Genomic DNA, 22,120 nt, shown 5'->3' on the forward strand with positions numbered 1-22,120 from the left:
CCGGTGCCGGGTTAGACTGGTGGCGACAACAAGTTGGAAAGCGCTTACCAACAGCTGGAGCGGGACCCACGGCCTACTCTAAAAGCGACGGGCACGGGCCTGCGCCCGGCGAATTCCGCACCGACACCGACGTCAGACCCGGCCCTGGGAAAGGGAAATACCGGGAACAGAAGAGGAGAGCCATGGGCACCCTGTCCGAGCCCGTCCCGGAAGAACGCAAAATGCCCACCGAAGAACGCAAAACCACCTCCGCCCCGGCCAGGGTGGCACTCGTCGGCGTTCACGGCTTCGGCACCCACCACCTCCGCAACCTTGAAAGGCTCCAGCAAGGCGGAGCCGTCACCCTCGTGGCTGTCGCCGACCCGAATCCCCCGGCCGCCGGCGCGCTCCCTCCCGGGACCGCGGTGTTCGGCACCCTGGACGAACTCCTTGCAGCAACCCCTGCGCTGGACCTCGTCATTGTGGCCACTCCCATCCAGACGCACGCACCCCTGGCTCTCACCGCCCTCCCCCACGCCGACGTATACCTGGAGAAACCCCCGGTAGCATCGCTGGCCGATTTCACCCGGCTGCAGGACGCCGCCGCAGCCGCCGGACGGAGTGTCCAGATCGGTTTCCAGAGCCTGGGCTCGCAGGCCCTGCAGGCCATCGAAGACCTGCTCGCGGCCGGGGAAATCGGCACCCTCCTGGGAATCTCCGCCACCGGCCGCTGGGTGCGCGACCGCGCGTACTACAAACGGTCGCGCTGGGCGGGCAAGCGCAGCCTCGACGGTGTCGACGTCGTTGACGGCGTGGCTACCAACCCCCTGGCGCACGCCATCGCCACCGCCTTACGGATAGCCGGCGCGCGGACCGCGGACGATCTCTCCTCGGTGGAAACGGACCTCTACCGCGCCAATGACATCGAGTCGGACGACACCTCCGTCATCCGGGTCCGCACCACGTCCGGCCTTCCCATCACCTGCGCACTGACCCTCTGCGCCACGGAATCCGTGGAACCCTACATCACCCTGCAGGGCAGCGAAGGCACGGCAGTGTTCCACTACACCGAAGACCGCGTGACCGTCAGCACTGCCGCCGGCGAGCGCCACGAGGTTTTTGCCCGGGACGACCTCACCGAGAACCTGCTGGAGCACTTGCGGCACCGCCGCCTGCAGGACCTGCCGACGGGCGGGCAGTTGATCAGTTCCCTCGCGGACAGCGGAGCATTCATGCGCGTTCTGGAGGCTATCCGCACCGCCGAGGCCCCTGCCCTGGTCCCGGACCGGTACCTCGACTGGGTAGGCCAGGGCGACTCCGCCCACGCCGTGATCACGGGCGTCGAAGATGCGCTGGAACGCGCGACGGCGGCGCACGCCACCTTCAGTGAACTCGGCCTGCCCTGGGCGCGGCCTTCCGCCGACGGTGCGGACACATTGGCACTTTCCACGGTGCCGCTCGTTACTGCCCGAACCGGTTCCGCCCTCGCGGCCCGTCTCTCGCCCCGCCCGTACCTGCATCCGGTGCGATCGCTCGGCGGAGTCACTGTCACCGACCACCTGCCCGCGGACCACCCGTGGCACCTGGGTGCCGGCATCGCACTGCAGGACGTGAACGGCACCAATTTCTGGGGCGGCAAGACCTACACCCGCGCTGCCGGGCGGTACGAGGAACGCCCGGACCACGGCCGGATTGTGCTGCTCGCGGCAAGGTCAGAACCGCCATCACCGGCCGGCGACTCCCTCCACCAGGACCTGGGCTGGCAGGCACCGGACGGCAGCGAACTCCTCCGCGAGCGCCGCACCACCCGCGCCGGCAGAGTGGACCACCGCACCTGGCGGCTGGACCTGGCAACTGAACTGACCGCCGTCGTCGACGCGTCGCTCGGCGGTCCCGGGTCCAACGGTGCCGCGGGCAGCGGCTACGGCGGGTTCTTCTGGCGGCTGCCCGCGTGCTCCGCGGCGGACGTCTTCACGGCGGACCGGCAAGGTGAGGCGGCCGTCCACGGCTCCGTCTCGCCTTGGCTGGCCTGGACCGCGGAGTTCCCGGAGGGCGCGGCGAGCCTGGTGTTTGCCGCGCCGGCCGAGGCACCCGACCCCTGGTTCGTCCGGCTGCACGGCTACCCGGGGGCGGGTTCGGCCCTGGCCTGGGACCGTCCGGTAATCCTCGCCGCGGGAGAATCCGTCCGGCGCTCCTTCACGGTGTGGATCGCTGACGGCGTGCTGACCCCCGCCGAGGCTGCCGCATTGGCTGCTGACAGATGACGGGCCTTCTTGCCGCCGTCGGCTTCCTCACCGACGGGCTTGAAACCTGCCTGACGGCAGCGAGGCGCCCTCACTTCGGCTGGGCGCTCGAGGCCGGGAAAGGCAACGATCCGGCCTCCTGCTATCAAGGCGCCTACCAGCTCCGGCTCAGCGACGCGGCCGGTAAGCTGCTGTGGGACTCGGGCACCGTGGCCTCCGGCGAGCAGCACTACGTTCCCTACGGCGGTCCGGACCTCGCGCCGGACGCCGACTACCGCTGGGCCGTCCGTGTCCACGACGCCGCAGGCGTCCCCGGGCCCTGGTCCGCGCCGCAGGGTTTCAGCACGGGCCTCGACACTCCGGACTGGAATGCCGAATGGATCCGCCGGGCGCCCGGCGGCCGCGCTCCACTGGAAGTGCTCGACGGCGCCTTGCGGGTTGCCGGTTCGCCCTACCTCCCGCTCCCCTGCACGCCCGTCCGCCAGCTCCGGCTGGAGGCGCGCCTGAGGCCGGTGATGGGATGGGCGGGCCTGCTCCTGCGCACCACCGGCCCCGGTACCGGCCTGCTGCTGGAACTGAATTCCGCCGGGACCGTGGTTCTCCGGCGCGCGGCCCCGTGGGAGATCCCCTCCGCTTCAGTGCCCGCGACCGAGATCCTGGCCAGCGCCCACCAGGAACGCGACGTGAACATCAGCCAGGAACGGCTGCCCGGCAAGGACCTGGTCCCCGGCACATGGCAGGACCTGACAGTCACCGATGACGGACGCACCATCACGGTGACGCTCGACGGCGCGCACTTACTCAGCGTCGACGAGCCCGTCCCCGCCGGGTTCCGGGGAAGCCTTGCCCTGCACCAGGGCCCGCGGAGCCAGGCCGAATACGGCTCGATCGTGGTCACGGACGGTGCCGGGGCGGAGCTCAACTGCTGCACCGGCAGCCCGGCCGGCCAGTTTCTTGTTAACCACCGGTTCGATGCCGGAGCTGACCCCGTAAGTGCATGCCTCGCCGAGTGGACCCGCACCACAACCCACCGCCAGCCCGACGAGTGGACGCTGGCCCGCGCGGACGTACCGCTTTCCGGCAAGGTGGTGCGCGCCAGGCTGTTCGCCGCCGCCAGCCACCAGGCCGTGTTCAGCATCGGCACGGCATTCTCCGGCAGGGCAGTCCTGGAGACGTCGTCCTTCGGCTACCCGGGTGAGGGCTATTACGATGCCGCCGACGTCACCGCCATGCTGCAGACCGGGGTCCGCAATGTGGTCCTTTCCGCCCGGGTGCACTGGTACGGTCCGGGTCAGGGCAGGGCTGCCGGAGTTCCCGGGTTCCTGGCCCAGCTCCACGTCGACTATGACGACGGCCGCCGCGAGGTGTTCGGCACAGGTCCCGGCTGGCAGGTGGCGGAAGGTCCGTACCGGCAGTCCGGTTACCGGAACGATGAAGGCGACCCGGTGGAGCATCTGGACGCCACCGCCCCGGCCGTCTGGGAACCAGCCACGTCGCTCGGCAGGCACCCGGTCACCGACTTTCCCGCCGTACTCCCCCGGCGCACGTTCCTGGCCCGGACACCCGTCCGCGCGGCCAGGCTGCTGACCGCGCACGACGGTACAGTCGTGGCGGACTTCGGCCGCGTACTCCCCGCCCGGCCAACGGTGGACTTCGCCGACGGCCTGGCCGGCCGCACCGTGATGATCCGCGCCGGCTACACCCTGGGTCCGGACGGCCGGGTTGACCGCGGCAAGTCCGCCAGCCAGAACACCGATATGTCCTTCCCCTACACCCAGGTTTCCGGGCCGCAGCGCTATGAAGCCGCCGTGCATCTGGGGTTCCGGTACCTCGAAGTACCCGGGATTCCGGCGGGGGAAATCGCCGCGGTGAGCGGCGTCGTCGTACATTCCGAACATCCCGGAAGCGGTCAGTGGGAGGGCAGCTTCAGCAGTTCCGATCCGGCCCTTGACGCCGTGTTCACGCTGCTGCGGGACTCCGCGCTGTACGGCGTGCAGGAACAGTTCGTGGATACCCCCACCCGCGAAAAGGGCCAGTTCCTCGGCGACGCCGTCAACATCTCCTACGCCACCATGGCGCTCTTCGGCGAACGGAACCTGACGGCCCAGGCCTTGCGCGAGTTTGCGGCATCGGCCGGGCGGTACTGGTCCGACGGCGGCGAGCACGGCCGCTACAACGCTGTGTATCCCAACGGCGACGGCAAGCGCGACATCCCTGACTTCTCCCTGATGATGCCCGAATGGGTGGAGGACTACCACCGGAACAGCGGCGACACCGCGCTGGTGGAAGAGCTGCTGCCGGCCCTGCGCGCCACCGCCGGTTACGTCCTGCGCCACATCCCGGCAGAAGGCCCGACGGCGGGGCTCGTTACCTGCCTCGGCGGCGGCTCGGGCCCCTACCTCCACGGAATCGTGGATTGGCCGGCGCCCGGGCGGTTCGGCTACGACATGGAATGCGCCGCGAAAACCACGGTTAACGCCCAGGCTGTCTCCGTCCTGAATGCAGTGGCCGGGTTGTGCGAACTGACCGGTCGACGCCGGGAGGCCGCTGAGTACCGCGCGCACTCGGACGAGCTGTCCGCCGCCATCAACATCCGCCTGCGCGTGGACGGCGCGATGGTGGACGGACTGCACGCCAACGGCACGCCAAGCGGCCATGCCTCCCAGCACGCCACGTCCTTCCCGATGTCGCTGGGCATCACCCCGGAGATCTGGGTGGAGCGGGACGGCCGGCGGCTGGCCGGGATGGGAATGCGGCAGGGTCCCATGACTGTGCACCGCCTGGTGCGGGCACTGCTCGCGGCGGGGATGGTGGACGAGGTGCTGGACCTGCTGACGAACCCCGGGCAGCCCGGCTGGGCCCGGCTGCTGGAATCCGGCGCCAGTTTCACGTGGGAAGCCTGGGAGCTGGACGAGGCCACGGATTACAGCCAGTCGCACGCGTGGTCCGCTTCCGTGATCCGGGAAATCCTTAGCCACGTGCTCGGCGTCCGGGTGGCAGACGGCGGAACTGAGGTCTGCATCCAGCCGCCGTCCTGCCGGCTGCAGCATGCCCGCGGGAGCGTCCCGCTCCAGCGGGGAATGGTTTCGGCCAGCTGGCGCCGCGGGGCCGCCGGAATGGAACTGAGCTGTACGGTGCCCGCCGGAGTCCGCGCCGCCGTTGTGCTGCCGGCCGGCCGTTACGCGGTGGAGGGCCCGACGCCGGATGCCGCCGTCGTCGGGCCCTGCACGGGAACTGATCCCGTCACGTTCCGGATCGATCCGGGGACCTGGCTGTTCCGGCCGGAGCAGCCGGCCGGAACAGCCAGATTTTAGCCCTGCCCGCTAGCTGAGTCCGCTCTTGATCTCCTCGATCGACTTCTTCGCGGCTTCCTCCGGGCTCAGCCGGCCGAAGTGGACCTCGGTGACGAAGCGGGTGAGGATTTCCGAGGCCGGGCTGGACCCTGCCGGCGGGACAACGGGGGCGTCGCCCACTTCATCCGCAATATCGTTGATGAAGGAAGCCGTGGCGGCGTCCGCCGGGCTTAGCTTCGACTGAATGGCGTCGCGCACCTCGGAGTTGCCGGGAATGCCGCGGTCAGCCAGCGCAATCTCGCCCGCCTCAACGCTGTTTGCCAGGAAATCGATGAACTGTTGCGCCTCTTTCGGGTGCTTGGTGCGCGAGCTCGCCGACCAGAGCTGGGACGCTTTGTAGTACTGCTGTGCCGACTTCGCGTCACCGGCCGTGCTCGGCGGCCGCTTGATCTCCAGGGGCTGGCCGGAGGCTCTTGGCCTCGAACGCGTCAATCAGTCTCTGGGTCATTTTGTGCCGGACATCCGAGCCCCACCAGGTGAAGCGCAGCGTCACGGGGCCGCCGGCATCGGACTGGGCACCACCTCCGCAGCCGGAAAGGGTCAGCGCGAGGGCGGCTGCCACTGCCGCGATCTTGGGAGTCCGGGATTTCAGGGCGCGAAAAATCATTCGATGTCCTCTTCGACGGGTGGAGTGGGACGAGCGAGAAAGCGCTTTCTCATCCACCCTAAATGTGCTCCGGGTCACAGTCAATAAGGATGCCCTGCCGAGTTTCTGTCCGGCTCAAGGGACGTCGGCGGATGGTTAGCTCCGCGTTAGCTGGACAAAAACCCGGCGCCGGACCGCCGTCGGGCATTGAGCCACAGCAGCATCCCGATGACTGCAGCGGACAGCATCCCGAGCGCGCCGGTCACCACCAGGCCGGTCCTGACGCCGAACTCTTCCGTCAGCCAACCGGCCAGCAGCCCGCCGAGGGCGTGTCCGCCCAGCAGCAGCGGCAAGTACAGGGCAAGGACGCGGCCCCGGACGTCCGCGCCGGCCTCCAGCTGGACGGTGGTTGCCGCGCTGGTCAGGAAGAGCAGCGTCATCACCCCCACCAGCACCAGCATGGCCACAAACAGCTCCTGCGTCGGCATCAGGGCAGCCACCAGCTGGGTCAGCCCGAACAGCCCCGCGCTCACCACTATTCCGCGGCGCCCCAGGGTGCGGAGCCGCGCCGCCAGCAACGCGCCGGCCAGGGCACCGCCGGCGCTGAAAGTATTGAACATGCCAAAGCCTGCGGCGCCGCTGTGCCAGACGTCGTTGGCGAACGCCGCAAGCACCACGGGTCCGTTCATGCCGAACGCGCCCAGGAGTCCGGCCAGCAGCATCACCAGCAGGAGGGAGTGCCGGTGGCGCACGTAGCGGAAGCCGGCCAGAACCTGCCCGCGCCCGCGAAGGGGCGGCTCGCTGGGGTGGAGCTGGGAGGTACGGATGGCAGTAATCATGCCCAGTACCGCCAGGCACACCAGCGCGTTCGCGGCGAACGCGGCAGCCGAACCCGCCTTGGCGATCAGCAGGCCGCCGAGGGCGGGGCCCACCATCGCGCCGAGCTGGCCTATCGCGTTGTTCAGGCCGATCGCGGGACGCAGCGCGGCATCCCCCACCACCTCGTTGACGAACACCTGACGGGCAGGGCCATCAACGGCGGACGTAATGCCCAAAGCCACACAGCAGGCATAGACGGCCCAAACGGTGATCCCGCCGCCGGCATCCAGCACGGCGAGGGCCAGGGCCAGGACGGCGGTGACGGACTGGCAGATCAGCAGGATGCGGCGCTTCGGGAAGAGGTCGACCAGGACGCCGCTGAGGGGGCCCACCACCAGCATGGGCAGGAACTGGAGCGCCACCGCCACGCCCACGGCCGCGGGGCTTCCGGTCAGCTGGAGCACCAGCCAGTCCTGGGCAAGGCGCTGCATCCAGACGCCGGTGCTGCCGGCGAGCTGAATGGCGACGAACAGGCGGTAGTTGCGCTGCGCCAGCGGGTGGTACCAGCGCGGCGGCCGTTCTGAGCCTGGCGCGGGGGCTTGCGCAGAGGCCTGTTCGGGGGCTCGTCCTGAATCTTGTTCGGGGGCTTGGAGGGACTCTTCGGACGGGTGGCGCTCGGAAGTCACGTCTGGCTCAACTCGGTTGTGAAGTGGACCTGCTGGGACGAAATAGTGCTATGCGCGCGCCGAGCGCATCTTGACTGCGGCCGAGGCCAGGATGAGGGTGCCCGGCACCACGACAAACAGGGCGGCCAGCATCCAGACGAACACCACCGCGGCAAAGAGGGCGGCGGCCAGCAGGAGGGAGCCGCTCCAGTCCCGCAGCGAGAGTGCTTTGGCGGCATCAAGGGCGGACGGCCAGCCGCGGCCTGGCGCCGGGCCGCCCGCAAAGTCTGACCACGCTGCGGCAGTGCGCAGCAGCAGGATGGCTCCTGCGGCCGCCAGGATGACCGTGGCCGGAAGGACCACCGAACTCCCCGGCAGCTGCCCGACTATTGCGAGCAGGAGGTTCAGGACAATCACGACGGCGGCTGCCGCCGTCGCGATTCCCAGCTTCCAGCTGCCCGGCAGGGCCGAGCGGAACGTGCCCCAAAGGACACGGAGGGAGTCATCCCTTCCGGAGAGGTGCCGTTCGAGGTGGGCGATGCCCGCGGCGTAGGCGGCCGGGATGGTGACCAGCGGAATGGACAGCACCAGCACCAGTACTCCGGCCAGCAGGGTCTCGGAAAACAGTGCGAAGCGGTTGACCGGGATCGGTTCCTCGCGGCCGGACGCGGGTGTGGTGCTGTCCACGCCGTCAGCCCTTGAGGCCCTGGGTGGAGACGCCTTCGACGATGTAGCGCTGGAAGACGAGGAAGAAGATCAGCACCGGCAGCAGGGCCAGGACGGACATGGCGATCATTGCTCCGTAGTCCGAGCTCTGGGTCTGGTCCACGAAGAGGCGCAGGGCCAGTGGCAGCGGGTACTTCTCCGGGGTGTTCAGGTAGAGGAGCGGGCCCAGGAAGTCGTTCCAGCTCCAGATGAAGGAGAAGATCGACGTTGAGATCAGGGCCGGTTTCATCAGGGGCAGCATGATGGAGGTGAAGATCCGGACGTGGCCTGCGCCGTCGATGCGTGCCGCTTCATCGAGTTCGGCCGGGAGGTTCCGCATGAACTGGACCATGAGGAAGACGAAGAACGCGTCGGCGGCGAGGAACTTGCCGATCAGCAGCGGGATGTAGGTGTCCACGAGGCCCAGCTGCTGGAACACGATGTACTGCGGGATGATCACGACGTGGAACGGCAGGAGCAGGGTGGCGATCATCATGCCGAAGAGCACGCTGCGGCCCGGGAACTTGATCCGTGCGAACGCGTAGGCCGAGACGCTGGCCGAGAGGATGGTTCCCACCACCGCGCCGATGGCCAGGACCAGGGAGTTGGTGAAGAACTGCAGGGTGGAGACCCCGCCGATCCCGTCCATGGCGGTGACGAAGTTATCGAAGCTGAAGTTTTCCGACCACAGCGACGTGTTCGCGCCACCGATCTCGGAGTTCGGCTTGAACGATGAGGCGACCATCCACAGTGCGGGGTAGAGCACCACACCGGTCAGGGTGAGGGCGAGGATGTGGAAGATGACGCTCTTGGCGCGCTTGCCACCCGCGGACTCGGACTTCGGGTTGTACACGGGCGCCGGGGCTTGTGCTGCCGGCTTGATGGGTTTCGGCTGTGTGGGGGTTGCCATGGTTGTCATTTTGCATCACCGCTGTAGTGGACCCAGGATTTGGAGGTTTTGAAGAAGATCAGCGTGATGATGCCGACGACGATCACCAGGAGCCAGGCCATCGCCGAGGCGTAGCCCATCCGGAAGTCGCTGAAACCGCGCAGGTAGAGGTAGAGGGTGTAGAAGAGGGTGGAGCCGGCCGGGCCGCCTTCACCGTTGGAGATGATGTAGGCCGAGGCGAAGATCTGGAAAGCGTGGATGGTCTCCATCAGCAGGTTGAAGAAGATCACCGGGGAAAGCATGGGCCAGGTGATGTTGAAGAACTTCCGGACCGGACCCGCTCCGTCCATGGACGCCGCTTCGTAGAGGTCTGCCGGGATCTGCTTGAGGCCGGCCAGGAAGATGACCATCGGGGCGCCGAACTGCCAGACGGTCAGCAGGATCATCATCGGCATGGTCATGGAGGGGTTGCCCACCCAGCCGCCGAGGTTGATGCCGAAGAAGGACAGGCCCTGGTCCACCGGGCCGGAATCGCCGAACATCGCCTTCCACACGATCGCGATGGAAACGGAAGCGCCGATCAGGGACGGGGCGTAGAACGCTGACCGGTAGAAGCCCTGTCCCTTGCGCTTGCTGTTCAGGAGCATGGCGACAGCGAGTGCGGCAGCGAGCTTGAGCGGGGTGCCGAAGACGACGTAGGACAGGGTTACGCCCACGGACTGCAGGAACCGTTCGTCCTGGAACAGGGTGGTGTAGTTGTCCAGCCCGATCCACTTGGGCGGGTCGAAGAGGTTGTAGTTGGTGAAGGAGAGGTAAAGCGAGGAAATCATGGGCCCGACAGTGAGGGCGATGAATCCCAGCAGCCAGGGCAGCAGGAAGGTGTAGCCGGCGCGGGCGTCCGCACCCCGCTGCCGCGATTTGCGCGGCAGCGGCGGCGTGGACGACGTCGAACGCCTGTTCAGGGTTGGGCTTTGAGTCATGTCTATTCCGTCAGTTGCGAATGCCTGGATCAGGAATTCTGCTTGATGAGGTCTTCGGCTTCCTTGAACCAGGCATCGGCTGCACCATCGACGGTCACCTTGCCGAAGTTCAGGTCGGAGCTGATGCGCTTGAAGGAGGTTTCCAGCGTGCCGAAACCGACGATGGGCGGCTCGGGGGCGTCCTTGAGGTACTTTTCGATGGACTTCTCGTAGTCGACAACGAGCTTGTCCGTGCCCTCGAAGGTGGTTCCGTCGCGCTGGGTCTTCGACGCCGGGACGCCGCGGGAGGTCTTGAAGATCTGGCCGACCTCGGGGTCGTTGACCATAAAGTCGATGAACCGCGCGGCGGCGTCCTTGTACTTGGTCTTGGCACTGGCAACCATCAGCATCGAGGGCTTGAGGAACAGGCCCAGGTTGTCCTTGTCATCGGAAGGAACCGGGACAAGCTTGAGTTCCTTGGCGCCGCTGTCTCCAAGGTAGGCGGCCATGAAGTTGTCCCAGGTGGATTCGGTGGCGGAGACGTTGGAGCCGAACGGCGACTTCGGAGCGAGCTGGGTGACGCGCTCCTCGGAAACGATGGCAGGGGTGCCGCGGAGAGCCGCTGTCTGGTTCCACCACTTCTTGAGGTCGTCCTTGCTGAAGCCGAGCTTGCCGTCCTCGGTGAAGGCTTCGATGTTGTTCTGGCGCAGCCAGATGTTGAACATCCACCAGATGCCCGTGTAGTCCGTGCCGCCGAAGAGAGCGCCGTTGCTTTTTGCCCCGACCTCGGCCAGGAAGGCGTTGTACTCCTTGTAGGTCCAGGTGCCGTCCGGTTCCGCGATACCCAGGGACGCGAGCTTGGCCGGATCGTAGTAGACGGCGAAGGCGTTGGTGCTGGTGGGAATGCCGTAGGTCTTGCCGCGGATCTGGCCGGAGGGCAGCAGCGACTTATCGAAGGCGTCCGTGTTGATCTTGACGGTGCCGAGGTCCAGGAGCTGGTTGCGCTGGCCGTAGTCCCGCAGGTAGGACAGGTCCCACTGCATCACGTCCGGCAGGCCGCCGCCGGCGGCCTCGGTGGCCCGCTTCTGCCAGTACCCGGCGAAGTCGGTGAAGTTTCCGTTGACCTTGATGTCCGGATTCTTCGACTCGAACAGTGCAATCGCCTTGCGGGTGCGCTCCGCGCGGTCGTCGTTGCCCCACCAGGTGTAGTTGATGGTGACCGGGTTCGACGCGGAACCAGTCTGTGCCGGAGCGGGCTGGCCGCAGGCCGCCAGGACAGCGGCAGATGCGGTGCCCAGTGCCACGGTGGTGAGGAAATTCCGTCTGTTGATCATAAGAGCCTCCTTGCTCGGTTGTGTAAGCGCGATTCCCTGTGATTCTCTACAACGAGAGTAGTGATCTGGCTTACACGCTTTCTGAAACGATACAATATCCCCATTCCCACATTTGGGCAAGCGTTTTCCAAACATCCGCTTTCATGCCATGATCGTGCACCAGCATCGACGAAGGAGTCCCATGTCATCCCAGCAAGAATCCACTCCGCCACCGGTGTGGAACAGCCTCGAAGGCATTGCCTTCGGAGGCGACTATAACCCGGAGCAGTGGCCGGTCAGCACCCGGTTGGAGGACCTGGAACTGATGCAGGAAGCCGGAGTCACCTTCCTCAGCGTCGGCATCTTCTCCTGGGCACTACTGGAGCCCTCCGAAGGCGAATATGACTTCGGCTGGCTGGACGACGTCCTGGACAACCTGGCCGCGGCCGGCATCAAGGTGGCCCTCGCAACCGCCACGGCCGCTCCGCCGGCCTGGCTGGTGCGCAAGCACCCGGAAATCCTCCCGGTCACGGCTGACGGCACCGTGCTGGGTCCCGGCTCACGGCGGCACTACACGCCGTCGTCGGCCGCTTTCCGGCGGTACGCAACCGGCATCACCCGGGTGCTGGCGGAACGCTACAAGGACCACCCGGCGCTGGCGCTGTGGCATGTGGACAACGAACTCGGCTGCCATGTTTCGGAGTTTTACGGTGAGGAGGACGCCGCCGCCTTCCGCCGCTGGCTTGAACAGCGCTACGGGACCATTGACGCGCTCAACGCCTCATGGGGAACGGCATTCTGGTCCCAGCATTACGCCTCGTTCGAGGAGATCCTGCCGCCCGGCGTGGCACCGTCCACCCTCAACCCCGGCCAGCAACTGGACTTCCAGCGCTTTAGTTCCTGGGCCCTGATGGACTACTACCGCACCCTGCTGGGGGTACTGCGGGACGTGACGCCGGAGGTGCCCGCCACCACAAACCTCATGGTGTCCAGCGCCACGAGGTCCATGGACTACTTCGACTGGGCCGGGGACCTGGACGTGATTGCCAACGACCACTACCTCGTGGCCGCCGATCCTGAGCGGCAGATCGAACTCGCGTTCAGCGCAGACCTCACCCGCGGCGTTGCGGGCGGTGACCCGTGGATCCTGATGGAACATTCGACATCGGCAGTGAACTGGCAGCCGCGCAACCAGCCCAAGATGCCAGGCGAAATGCTGCGCAATTCCCTGGCGCATGTGGCCCGCGGCGCGGACGCCGTGATGTTCTTCCAGTGGCGGCAGAGCTTCGCCGGCTCGGAGAAGTTCCACTCCGCCATGGTCCCCCACGGCGGACGGGACACCCGGGTGTTCCGGGAGGTGGTGGGGCTCGGCTCCGCACTGCAGAAGCTGGCGTCGGTGCGCGGATCCCGCGTGGAATCGCGGGTGGCCATCGTGTTCGATTACGAGGCCTGGTGGGCCAGCGAAATTGACTCCAAACCCAGCATTGATGTGAAGTACCTGGACCTGATGCGCGCCTTCCACCGGTCCCTGTTCCTGCGCGGGATTTCGACGGATTTTGTGCACCCTTCCGCGTCGCTGGAGGGTTACGATCTGGTGCTCGTGTGCACCCTGTACAACGTCACCGACGACGCCGCGGCCAACATTGCGTTGGCGGCCGAAGGCGGTGCCACGGTCCTGGTCAGCTACTTCAGCGGGATCGTTGACGAGCAGGACCACGTCCGGCTCGGCGGGTACCCGGGCGCGTTCCGTGACCTGCTGGGTGTCCGGGTGGAGGAATTCCATCCGCTGCTGGCCGGGTCCACCGTCAAGCTCAGCGACGGCGGCGTGGGGACGGTATGGAGCGAGCATGTCCACGCGGCGGGCGGGGCTGCCGGTGACGCCGGCACAGAGGTCCTCGCGACGTTCACCGAGTACCCGCTAGACGGCGTTCCAGCACTTACACGGCGCTCGGCGGGTTCCGGATCAGCGTGGTACCTGGCCACTTTCCCGGACCCGGACGGCATCGAAGCGCTGGTGGACCGTCTGCTAGCCGAGTCCGGAGTTTCCGCTGTGGCCCAAGCGGACCAGGGCGTCGAGTTGACGCGGCGCCGCAATGCTGACGGCACCAGCTTCGTGTTCGCCATCAACCATTCGCGTGCGGACGCCAGGGTGGAGGTGGCCGGGGCCGATTTGCTGTCCGGTGAACGGTTCACGGGATCGGTTCCTGCCGGCGGCGTGGCGGTGGTCGCGGAGGACTAGCCCCGCACCGAGATGGCATGCAGAAGTGCCCCCACCCGATTCGCAAGGATCGGATGGGGGCACTTTCAGCAGGAACTGCTAGCTGATGGCCGACTTCATTTCGTCAACAGCCTTCTTGCCGGCTTCCTCAGTAGACAGCCGGTTGAAGAGAACCTCCGAGGTGTAGCGCTTGACGATCTCCGCGATGGCGCCGGCTCCCTTCGGCGGCGGGGCCGGGGCTTCACCGAGCTCGTCCTTGATCTGGTCGATGAACTTGACCACCTTGATGTCGGCGGGGGTCAGCTTGGCCGCGATTGCCGCCCGGACTTCGGAGTTGGGGTAAACGCCGCGGTCGGCCAGGAGCGTTTCGCCGGCCTTGGTGTTGTTGGCCAGGAAGTTGATGAACTTGGCGGTTTCTTCCGGGTGCTTGGTGCGTGACGACGCGGACCAGAACTGGGAGGCCTTGTACCAGAGCTTGGCGTCGGCGGATGTGCCGGTCTTGGACGGGAACCGCAGGATCTGCAGCTCACCGCCTGCAGCCTTCTCCAGGGCCGGCAGCTGGTTGGACCACCAGAAGGCGAGCCCGTTCTTGCCCGTCGCCAGGCCACTCTGGTCCAGCGGCGCCGCTTCGGCCTCAACCACCTCGGATGCCGAGGGCACAGCCTTCTTCTCGCTGAGTTCCTTCAGGAACGCCCACCACTCGGCGATGTCGCCCGGCTCGAAGCCCAGCTTCCCGTCGCTGGTGTACAGCGACTTTCCGTTCTGCCGGAGCCAGACGCCGAGCGACGCTTCATCGGTGCCGTAGGCTGCGGCGCCGTAGGTGCCCTTCGGCGACTTCGCGGTGACCTCGGCGGAAATGCGCTCGAAGTCTTGCCACGTCCAGGTGCTGTCGTCCGGCAACTCAACGCCGGCAGCCTTGAACACGGCAGGGTTGGCCAGGATGGTGGCTGCGTTGATGCCCGCGGGAATGCCCGTCAGGCCGTCCTCGTTCTTGCCGGCGTTAAGGGCGGCTTCGTCAAGCTTCGAGGTGTCAATGTCGTACTTGGACAGATCCAGGAGGGCGCCGCGGCTAGAGTACTCCGTGATGTATTTTTCGTCCATTTGGATGATGTCCGGGGCGTCGTTGGCCGCCACCTGGGTGGCGAGCTTGTCCCAGTAGCCGCTCCAGTCGCCGAACTCCGGCTTGATCTTGATGTTCGGGTTCTCGGCTTCGAAGGCGGCAATCGCGGCCTGCGTCAGCTGCGCCCGTTTGTCCCCTCCCCACCAGGAGAACCGGAGTTCGACTTTGCCATCGGCGCTCTGCGGCGCCGCTCCCCCGCCGCAGGCACTGAGGGCCAGGACGACGGCGGCAGCTGCGGCGACCGCGCCGGTTCGGCGCAGCCTCCGTCCGGCTGGGGCGGATGTTGCCTCTGCTGCACCACGACGGGCGGCTGAGGCGGGGCGGGAAAATAGCGGCACTTGAGTCTCCGATCTTCTTTGATCTTGAAAGCGGACGGGGTTCGGTACTGATTGGTCTGGAAAGTCTGTGAGAAAACGCTTTCTCATAACTGAGAATACAAGCAAGACACTTGTAATACAAGGTGTTTCGGCGGGCCAATTTGAACTGCCACCTAACGCGCCGGGGCGGACGGACAACGAACATCCGCCCACCCCGGGAACTGCTGCAAAGCTAACTGCCAGGAGCTACCGCAAGCAGCCCGGAAGGCCACGCACAGAGCACGGCTGGTGCACGGGCAGGCCTACTTGATGCCCGTCGTCGCGATTCCCTTGATCAGGAAGCGCTGGCCGAACAGGAACACCAGGAACACCGGCAGCAGGGACACGATGGACATTGCGAAGAGCGAGCCCCAGCTGGTGGCCGACTGCGAGTCCACGAAGGCACGCAGGGCAACCGGCACGGTGAACATCTCGGGATCGGTCAGGTAGATCAGCGCGCCGAAGAAGTCGTTCCAGGTCCAGATGAACGTGAAGATGGTGGTGGTGGCCAGCGCCGGAACCATCAGTGGCAGGATGACCCGCAGGAAGATGCGCGGGTGGCCGGCGCCGTCGATGCGGGCAGCCTCGTCCAGCTCCTTGGGAATGCCGCGGATGAACTGCACCATGAGGAACACGAAGAATGCGTCCGTGGCCAGGAGCTTGGGCACAATCAGCGGCCAGAAGGTGTTCACCCAGCCGATCTGCGAGAACAGGATGTACTGCGGAACGATGATTACGTGGAACGGCAGCATGATGGTCAGCAGCATGACGCCGAAGAACAGCTTCTTGCCGCTGAACTGCAGCCTGGCGAAGGCGTAGGCGGCCATGGAGCAGGAGATCAGGTTTCCCAGGATCGAGCCGATCACCACCACCGCCGAGTTGAGCATGTAGTGGCCGAAGGGATGGGTCAGCGCGGACCAGCCGTCGACGTAATTGCCCATTTCCAGGCTGTTCAGCCAGAGGCCCGGTTCGCGGAAGATCAGGTCATTGGGCCGCAGCGACGAGACAACCATCCACAGCAGCGGGTAGATCATGATGCCGCCGGTGAGGATCAGGACGGCATGTTTGGCCAGGGCCTTGATGCGCGCGCTGCGGCTGAAGGCCAGGGTTCCGCGGGATTCGCGTTTCCGGCTGCCGCCCTTGGAGCCTTTGCCCTTCGTTTTCTCTCCGGCGGACGGCACTTTCTCCGGAGCCGGTTTGGTCTGTAGTTCAGTCATCGTAGAACACCCAATACTTTGAAGCGATGAAGTTGATGGCCGTGAAAGCGCCGATGATTACCAGCAGGAACCACGCCATCGCCGAGGCGTACCCCATGTCGAACTGGCCGAATCCCTTCTGGTAGAGGTAAAGCGTGAAGAACATGGTGGAGTCGGACGGTCCGCCGTTGCCGCCCGAGACGATGAAGGCCTGGGTGAAGGACTGGAACGAGCCGATGATCTGCAGGACCAGGTTGAAGAAGATGATCGGGCTCAGCATGGGCAACGTGATCCGCCAGAACTTCTGCAAGGTGGTGGCTCCGTCAACCTCGGCCGCCTCGTAGTACATGTTGGGAATCTGGCGGAGGCCGGCGAGGAAGATGATCATGGGGCTGCCGAAGGTCCACACGTGGAGCAGGATGATGGATCCCAGCGAGGTGGACGGGTTCGAGATCCAGCCCGGACCGGTGATTCCGAACATGGCCAGCACCTGGTTGACCAGGCCGGAGGTTCCGAAGATCTGCTTCCAGAGGATCGCTACAGCCACCGAGCCGCCGAGCAGGGACGGCAAGTAGAAAATGGACCGGTAGAACGGCAGGCCCCGCAGTCCCTTGTCCAGCACCAGTGCGATCAGCAGCGCAACGGCCAGCTGGAGCGGAACCCCGACCAGGACGTAGGTGAATGTTACGCGAAGTGAATTGTGGAGCCGCGCATCACCAAGCATGCGGGTGAAGTTGTCCAGCCCCACCCATTCCGGCGGCTGCAGCAGGTTGTAGTCCGTAAAGGAAAGGTAGAGGGACATGATCATGGGGCCGACAGTGATGGCCACGAGGCCGATCAACCACGGCAGCAGGAAGATGTAGGCAGCCTTGTTGTCGCGGCGGTTCGCGCGTTTTTCCTCGGGCGTGGCCGGCCCTTTGCGCCGGCTGATGGAGGACAGTTCGCTGATAGCGCTCATTGCCTCCCCCTCGGTGGACGGACGCCTGCCGGCGTCCCGGGGTGATGCTGTGCGGCCATGTGGTCTCCTTTGGTCATCGTGGCCTTCCACGGCGGGCTGGTGTGAAGTGCTTTTCGCCGTCCCGGGCCGCGCGGACCGTTCCGACACTACCCGTCTGCGTGGCTTCCGGAGTGACCGGGCCAACAGCGGCTTTGTACCAAAGTAAACGCTTTCTTGACCGCTGTACAGCCTTTTGCTAATTTTTGAGAAAGCGTTTTCTGACTTTCGGCCACCTCCGGATCAGAGCACAGCGAAAGGCAGGACAACGATGTTTGCACCCGGCACCGCGCCGCGGCCCAGCGCCATCGGCGGCTACGAGGACTGGCCGTCCTATCTGCGCACCCATCCGCGGCACATTGCGGAGACTTCCGCGGGGCAGGAACTGGCGGACGCCCTCGGTGTTCCTGCGGCGCCGCAGTCCGCCGCACTGAGCGCGGCGGTGATCGAGTCGGAAGCAACGCACGACGGCGTCACTACTTCGCGGGTCAGCTGGCAGTTGGGCTTCGGTCCCCGCACCGGCGCCTGGTTCCTGCGTCCGGCCGGCGCAACAGGGCCTTTGCCCGGAATCCTGGCGCTCCACTGCCACGCCGGCATCAAGTCCGTCGGCGCGGGCCGCCTGGTTGATCGGCGCCTGGCGGATCCGCAGGTCGCTGACCTTCAACAATGCCTTTACGGCGGCCGCCCTTTTGCCACCTGGCTCGCAATGCGGGGCTTCGCCGTCCTGGCCCACGACACCTTCTCGTGGGGCAGCCGCCGCTTCAACCTCGGCACGCCCCCGCGGCGGACTGCCGCCGTCGTGGAGGGCCGCAAGTCGCTCTGGCGGGAGGCCGGCGTCGTGCCTTCCGAAACGGAGCTGTACGACGCCGCCGCGGCGGCCCATGAGGACACGGTGGCGAAAGCGGCGGGACTCCTGGGCACGAGCTTCGCCGGGATGGTGGCGCACGACGACCTCGCTGCGCTGCACGTCCTTGCCGGCCTCCCGGGCGTGGACGCCGGCCGGCTGGGCAGCGTCGGATTCTCCGGCGGCGGCGGCAGGTCACTCGTGCTGGCCGCACTCAGCCCGCTCGTCCGAAGCTTCGTCGTCACCTGCATGATGACCACCTACCGCTCGCTGGTCCCGGCCTACCTGGACGCCCATTCCTGGCTCCTCCAGACCCCTGGCCTGTCCCGGCTGGGCGATTATCCCGAACTGGCGTCACGCTCCACCGCGGACAGCTTCCTGGTGCAGTACGCGCTGGCGGACGATCTGTTCCCCGAGCACGGAATGCGCGACGCCGACGCCGTTCTGGGCGCCCGGCCCACCGGCCGCTACACCGGCAGCTTCTGGCCGGGCGGACACGCTTTCACCACGGACATGCAGGAGGAAGCCGCCGGCTTCCTCCTGCAGCAGCTTTCCCCGGTTCCCCTCGCCACAGCCCGCCAGAACGGACTCTCATGACAGCCGATACTTTCAGTTCTGCCACCACCGGCCAACGCCGGCAGGCCACTGCCCCGGTGCCGCGGGTCGCCCTTGTGGGCGCGCACGGCTACGGGGCCCGCCACCTGGACAATCTGGCCCGCCTCGGCGCGCTCAACCTCGTGCAGCTCGTGTCGGTGGCGGACCCCCGCCCGCCGGCCGAGGGCACGCTTCCTGACGGCGTGGCCACGTTCGCGTCGCTGGAGGAACTGCTGGCAGCCGGGCCGGCGCCCGACGTCGTGATTCTGGCCACGCCCATCCAGACCCACGCGCCGCTTGCCCTGGCGGCGATCGCCGCCGGAGCCGATGTCTACGTGGAAAAGCCGCCCATGGCGTCCCTGGCCCAGTTCGACGAGGTGCTCGTCGCGGCCCGGCGGGCCGGCCGGCTGGTGCAGGTAGGCTTCCAAAGCCTGGGGTCCCACGCCCTGCCGGCCCTGGACCGGCTCGTGGCGTCGGGTGAAATCGGCGAGGTCCGCGGAGTGGGCGCCGTCGGCACGTGGGTGCGCACCAAGGGCTATTTCAAACGCTCACGCTGGGCCGGCAAACGCAGCATGGACGGTACGGACGTGGTGGATGGCGTAGCCACCAATGCCCTGGCGCATGCCGTGGCCACCGGGCTTAAGATCGCCGGCGCGGAATGGGCGGACGATATCCTGTCCGTGGAGACGGACCTCTACCGTGCCCACGCAACCGAAAGCGACGACACCTCGGTGATCCGGGTCCGCACGGCCCGCGGCGCCGTCCTCCTCTGCGCCCTGACCCTCTGTGCCGACGAACAGACCGCGCCGGTCGTCACCGTCCACGGCACCCTGGGCCGGGCCGATTTCTACTACACCGAGGACCGGCTGACCGTTACAACGGCCGGCGGCGAGCGCACCGAAACATTCGGCCGCACCGATCTGCTGGAGAACCTGCTGGCAGCCCGCCGCTCCCCTGCCAGTGCGCACCAGCTGCTGAGCCCCCTGGCCGGGAACGGCGCCTTCATGACGGTGCTGGAAGCCATCCGGACGGCGGAGCCTCCCCGTGCGATCGGCGCCGCGCACGTCACGTGGGAAGGCGAGGGCGACGACGCCCGTCCCGTGGTCCGCGGAATCCGCCAGCTGGTGCGCAGGGCCGCTGCGGCACAGGCAACTTTCGCCGAACTCGCCGCACCGTGGGCCCGGGAGCTGCCCGGTGATCAGCCCGCATTCACGGTGAACGGCCGCGCAGTGGCCCGCGGAAACGACGGCGGCCGGATAGCACCCACATCATCGCCCCGCCCGTACCTCCACCCGGTCAGCACCCTGGCGGGCACCGTACTGACGGACCATCTACCCGAGGACCATGTGTGGCACCTCGGCGCGGGGGTTGCCATCCAGGACGTGGACGGCGTGAATTTCTGGGGCGGCCGCACCTATACCCGCGACGCCGGCGCCTACGTCTGGCGTCACGACCACGGCCGCATCGTCACAGTCGCGGCTGACCTTGACGAGAATGCGCGGACCGAAACCCTGAGTTGGCTCCGGCCGGACGGCACTCCCCTCCTGAGCGAACAGCGGACGTGGAGCTGGGCCGCCGTCGGCACCTCCACGTGGCGGCTCACGCTGGACTTCACGCTGACGCCGAACGGACCGAACCCGGTCTCGTTGGGCAGTCCGGGCTCGAACGGCCGGCCGCAGGGCGGCTACGGGGGCTTCTTCTGGCGACTTCCCGCCGTCGACGGGTCAAGGGTGTGGACAGCGTCCGCGGAAGGGGAAGAATCCCTCCACGGCGCGGTCCCCTCCGCCGCGGCGCCGTGGCTGGCGTGGTCAGGCGCCTTCCGGAAGGGAGAGCCCGACGGCGGTCCCGCCACGCTGGTCTTCCTGCCGCGGCTGGAGCCCGAGCAGCCCGGCGACCCCTGGTTTGTCCGCGTGGCGGGGTATCCCGGCGTCGGCCTCTCCCTGGCATGGGAGCAGCCGGCAGTGGCCAGCCACGCCAACCCGCTCCACCGGACCGTCACCGTGCTGGTGGCCGACGGGCTCCTGTCCACCAGCGATATCGAACAGCTCATCAATACCTTGGGAGAAACCGCATGAACACCGTTACACAGCAAACGCAGCAGACGCAGCAGTCGCAGCAGTCGTCGAAACCCGTCAACGCCGCGGCCCCGGGAAACCCGGCCGACCGGGCCGTCAAACGGCAGCGCCTCCTGGACATCCTGGACGCTTCGGGCCGGGACTCACTCCTGCTCACCACCAATACGGCGCTGACCTGGTACCTGGACGGGAGCCGGGTCCACATCAGCCTCGCTGGCGACCCCGTCGCGGCCATGCTGGTTGACCGCGACGGCGACCATCTGGTCACCTTCAACAACGAGGCCGCCCGGATCTCGGCGGAGGAACTGCCCGACGGCGTCGCCCTCCACACGGTGCCCTGGCACGGGCAGCTGCACGTCGCCGCTTCCATGCTGGCTCCGGGAGGGAAGCCGCTGTCGGAGGCCGACGTCACCGCCGAGCTGAGGACGGCACGCCAACAGTTCCTGCCCGGCGAAAGCGCCCGGTACGCCCGGCTCTGCGCCGACGTGGCTGCTGCCATGACCAACGTCCTCGCCGGGGTCACCCCGGAAACCACCGAGTTCGCCGTGGCTTCCGCCCTGGCCGCACGGATCGTGGCGATGGGGGCCGAGCCGCTGGTGCTCCTGTGCAACGGCGCCGGCCGCAGCGGGTTCCGGCATCCGCTGCCCACCCATGCACCGATCGGGCGGCGGGCCATGGCGGTGGTGTGCGCGCGGCGCAACGGGCTGGTGGCCAACGTGACCCGCTGGGTCCGGTTCGACGCCGGCACGCCGGCCGAACTCGATGCCGAAGCCCGGATTGCCGCGGTGGAAGCGGACATCTTTGACGCCACCGTTCCCGGGGCACGCCTTGACGGCATCTTCGCGGAAATTCGGGAAGCCTACGTCCGGCACGGCTTCGGCGCGGACCAGTGGACCCTGCACCACCAGGGCGGTCCGGCCGGATATGCAGGCCGCGACCCCCGGGCGACTCCCGCAACCGACGACGCGGTGGTTCTCAACCAGACCTTCACGTGGAATCCGTCCGGTCCGGAAGTGAAGATCGAGGACACGGTGCAGCTCACCGGGGCCGGGATCGCCGTCCTCAGCGTGGATCCGCGCTGGCCCGCCGCCGTCGTGAACGGCGTCCGGCGGCCTCTCACGCTGGAGCCGTAAGCACGCAACATGGAGTCACCGGTATAGACCGGTAAGCGGTATCGGGAGAAAACCACAGAGATTTTTCTGCGCCGGACGG

Annotated in this window: 16 protein-coding genes; 6 read left to right on the top strand and 10 right to left on the bottom strand. The window is 67.0% G+C overall.

All coding sequences use genetic code 11. The features are described 5' to 3' along the window. Positions 1–182: 182 nt before the first annotated feature. Complete coding sequence (locus ACSQ1X_RS16945) at positions 183–2,243, top strand: DUF6807 family protein (RefSeq protein ID WP_436058510.1); 2,061 nt, start codon at positions 183–185, stop codon at positions 2,241–2,243. Next, positions 2,240–5,536, top strand: a complete 3,297-nt coding sequence (locus tag ACSQ1X_RS16950; protein ID WP_436058511.1) for a family 78 glycoside hydrolase catalytic domain — start codon at positions 2,240–2,242, stop codon at positions 5,534–5,536. The genes ACSQ1X_RS16945 and ACSQ1X_RS16950 overlap by 4 nt, the downstream gene beginning before the upstream one ends. Before the next feature lie 9 nt (positions 5,537–5,545). On the opposite strand, the gene ACSQ1X_RS16955 is transcribed toward ACSQ1X_RS16950, so the two are convergent. From ACSQ1X_RS16955 to ACSQ1X_RS16985, 7 genes are all read right to left on the bottom strand, one after another. Further along, positions 5,546–6,007 (bottom strand): hypothetical protein, encoded by a 462-nt coding sequence (locus ACSQ1X_RS16955; protein WP_436058512.1) that lies wholly within the window; start codon positions 6,005–6,007, stop codon positions 5,546–5,548. After that, positions 5,937–6,182 carry a hypothetical protein gene (locus ACSQ1X_RS16960; RefSeq protein WP_436058513.1) on the bottom strand — a complete coding sequence of 82 codons (246 nt, stop codon included), beginning with the start codon at positions 6,180–6,182 and terminating at the stop codon, positions 5,937–5,939. Before ACSQ1X_RS16960 ends, ACSQ1X_RS16955 begins: the two co-directional genes overlap by 71 nt. Before the next feature lie 146 nt (positions 6,183–6,328). Beyond that, positions 6,329–7,534 (bottom strand): MFS transporter, encoded by a 1,206-nt coding sequence (locus tag ACSQ1X_RS16965; protein ID WP_082506933.1) that lies wholly within the window; start codon positions 7,532–7,534, stop codon positions 6,329–6,331. Positions 7,535–7,714: 180 nt separating this feature from the next. Continuing rightward, positions 7,715–8,332 (bottom strand): Poxvirus protein I5, encoded by a 618-nt coding sequence (locus ACSQ1X_RS16970; protein WP_436058514.1) that lies wholly within the window; start codon positions 8,330–8,332, stop codon positions 7,715–7,717. 4 nt (positions 8,333–8,336) lie between these two features. Next, on the bottom strand, positions 8,337–9,269 hold the full coding sequence (locus ACSQ1X_RS16975) for a carbohydrate ABC transporter permease (RefSeq protein WP_436058515.1): 933 nt from the start codon (positions 9,267–9,269) through the stop codon (positions 8,337–8,339). Beyond that, entirely contained in the window at positions 9,266–10,219 is a 954-nt protein-coding gene (locus tag ACSQ1X_RS16980; protein WP_055804832.1) for a carbohydrate ABC transporter permease, read from the bottom strand. Before ACSQ1X_RS16980 ends, ACSQ1X_RS16975 begins: the two co-directional genes overlap by 4 nt. Positions 10,220–10,248: 29 nt before the next feature. Continuing rightward, entirely contained in the window at positions 10,249–11,532 is a 1,284-nt protein-coding gene (locus ACSQ1X_RS16985; RefSeq protein WP_055804835.1) for an ABC transporter substrate-binding protein, read from the bottom strand. Positions 11,533–11,713: 181 nt separating this feature from the next. Here ACSQ1X_RS16985 and ACSQ1X_RS16990 point away from each other — a divergent pair, with 181 nt between their 5' ends. Beyond that, entirely contained in the window at positions 11,714–13,750 is a 2,037-nt protein-coding gene (locus ACSQ1X_RS16990; RefSeq protein ID WP_436058516.1) for a beta-galactosidase, read from the top strand. Positions 13,751–13,828: 78 nt separating this feature from the next. Here ACSQ1X_RS16990 and ACSQ1X_RS16995 read toward each other — a convergent pair whose 3' ends face one another. The 3 genes from ACSQ1X_RS16995 to ACSQ1X_RS17005 form a co-directional block, all read right to left on the bottom strand. After that, positions 13,829–15,187, bottom strand: a complete 1,359-nt coding sequence (locus ACSQ1X_RS16995) for an ABC transporter substrate-binding protein (protein ID WP_436058517.1) — start codon at positions 15,185–15,187, stop codon at positions 13,829–13,831. Between the two features lie 281 nt (positions 15,188–15,468). Then, positions 15,469–16,422, bottom strand: a complete 954-nt coding sequence (locus tag ACSQ1X_RS17000; protein WP_055804845.1) for a carbohydrate ABC transporter permease — start codon at positions 16,420–16,422, stop codon at positions 15,469–15,471. Then, positions 16,415–17,359 (bottom strand): carbohydrate ABC transporter permease, encoded by a 945-nt coding sequence (locus tag ACSQ1X_RS17005; protein ID WP_436058518.1) that lies wholly within the window; start codon positions 17,357–17,359, stop codon positions 16,415–16,417. Before ACSQ1X_RS17005 ends, ACSQ1X_RS17000 begins: the two co-directional genes overlap by 8 nt. A 307-nt stretch (positions 17,360–17,666) precedes the next feature. Between ACSQ1X_RS17005 and ACSQ1X_RS17010 the strand changes: the two genes are divergently transcribed. Genes ACSQ1X_RS17010 through ACSQ1X_RS17020 form a run of 3 tightly spaced genes read left to right on the top strand, consistent with a single transcriptional unit; the run spans position 17,667 to position 22,041 of the window. Beyond that, positions 17,667–18,836, top strand: a complete 1,170-nt coding sequence (locus ACSQ1X_RS17010) for an acetylesterase (RefSeq protein WP_436058519.1) — start codon at positions 17,667–17,669, stop codon at positions 18,834–18,836. Beyond that, a complete protein-coding gene (locus tag ACSQ1X_RS17015; RefSeq protein ID WP_436058520.1) occupies positions 18,833–20,908 on the top strand; it encodes a DUF6807 family protein in 2,076 nt (691 codons plus the stop codon). Before ACSQ1X_RS17010 ends, ACSQ1X_RS17015 begins: the two co-directional genes overlap by 4 nt. Then, positions 20,905–22,041, top strand: coding sequence for a M24 family metallopeptidase (locus ACSQ1X_RS17020; RefSeq protein ID WP_436058521.1), 1,137 nt, complete (start codon positions 20,905–20,907; stop codon positions 22,039–22,041). Before ACSQ1X_RS17015 ends, ACSQ1X_RS17020 begins: the two co-directional genes overlap by 4 nt. The last annotated feature ends 79 nt before the right edge of the window (positions 22,042–22,120 follow it).

Origin of the sequence: Arthrobacter sp. LjRoot78 (assembly GCF_964254335.1) — a bacterium.
In the GTDB taxonomy this organism is placed as follows: Bacteria; Actinomycetota; Actinomycetes; order Actinomycetales; family Micrococcaceae; genus Arthrobacter.

Bases quoted from the DNA above. Each gene is read 5' to 3' on its own strand.
- ACSQ1X_RS17010 (WP_436058519.1), top strand. From the start codon at position 17,667: ATGTTTGCACCCGGCACCGCGCCGCGGCCCAGCGCCATCGGCGGCTAC.
- ACSQ1X_RS16975 (WP_436058515.1), bottom strand. From the start codon at position 9,269: ATGACAACCATGGCAACCCCCACACAGCCGAAACCCATCAAGCCGGCA.
- ACSQ1X_RS16945 (WP_436058510.1), top strand. From the start codon at position 183: ATGGGCACCCTGTCCGAGCCCGTCCCGGAAGAACGCAAAATGCCCACC.
- ACSQ1X_RS17015 (WP_436058520.1), top strand. From the start codon at position 18,833: ATGACAGCCGATACTTTCAGTTCTGCCACCACCGGCCAACGCCGGCAG.
- ACSQ1X_RS17000 (WP_055804845.1), bottom strand. From the start codon at position 16,422: ATGACTGAACTACAGACCAAACCGGCTCCGGAGAAAGTGCCGTCCGCC.
- ACSQ1X_RS16985 (WP_055804835.1), bottom strand. From the start codon at position 11,532: ATGATCAACAGACGGAATTTCCTCACCACCGTGGCACTGGGCACCGCA.
- ACSQ1X_RS16990 (WP_436058516.1), top strand. From the start codon at position 11,714: ATGTCATCCCAGCAAGAATCCACTCCGCCACCGGTGTGGAACAGCCTC.
- ACSQ1X_RS17020 (WP_436058521.1), top strand. From the start codon at position 20,905: ATGAACACCGTTACACAGCAAACGCAGCAGACGCAGCAGTCGCAGCAG.
- ACSQ1X_RS16980 (WP_055804832.1), bottom strand. From the start codon at position 10,219: ATGACTCAAAGCCCAACCCTGAACAGGCGTTCGACGTCGTCCACGCCG.
- ACSQ1X_RS17005 (WP_436058518.1), bottom strand. From the start codon at position 17,359: ATGAGCGCTATCAGCGAACTGTCCTCCATCAGCCGGCGCAAAGGGCCG.
- ACSQ1X_RS16960 (WP_436058513.1), bottom strand. From the start codon at position 6,182: ATGATTTTTCGCGCCCTGAAATCCCGGACTCCCAAGATCGCGGCAGTG.
- ACSQ1X_RS16950 (WP_436058511.1), top strand. From the start codon at position 2,240: ATGACGGGCCTTCTTGCCGCCGTCGGCTTCCTCACCGACGGGCTTGAA.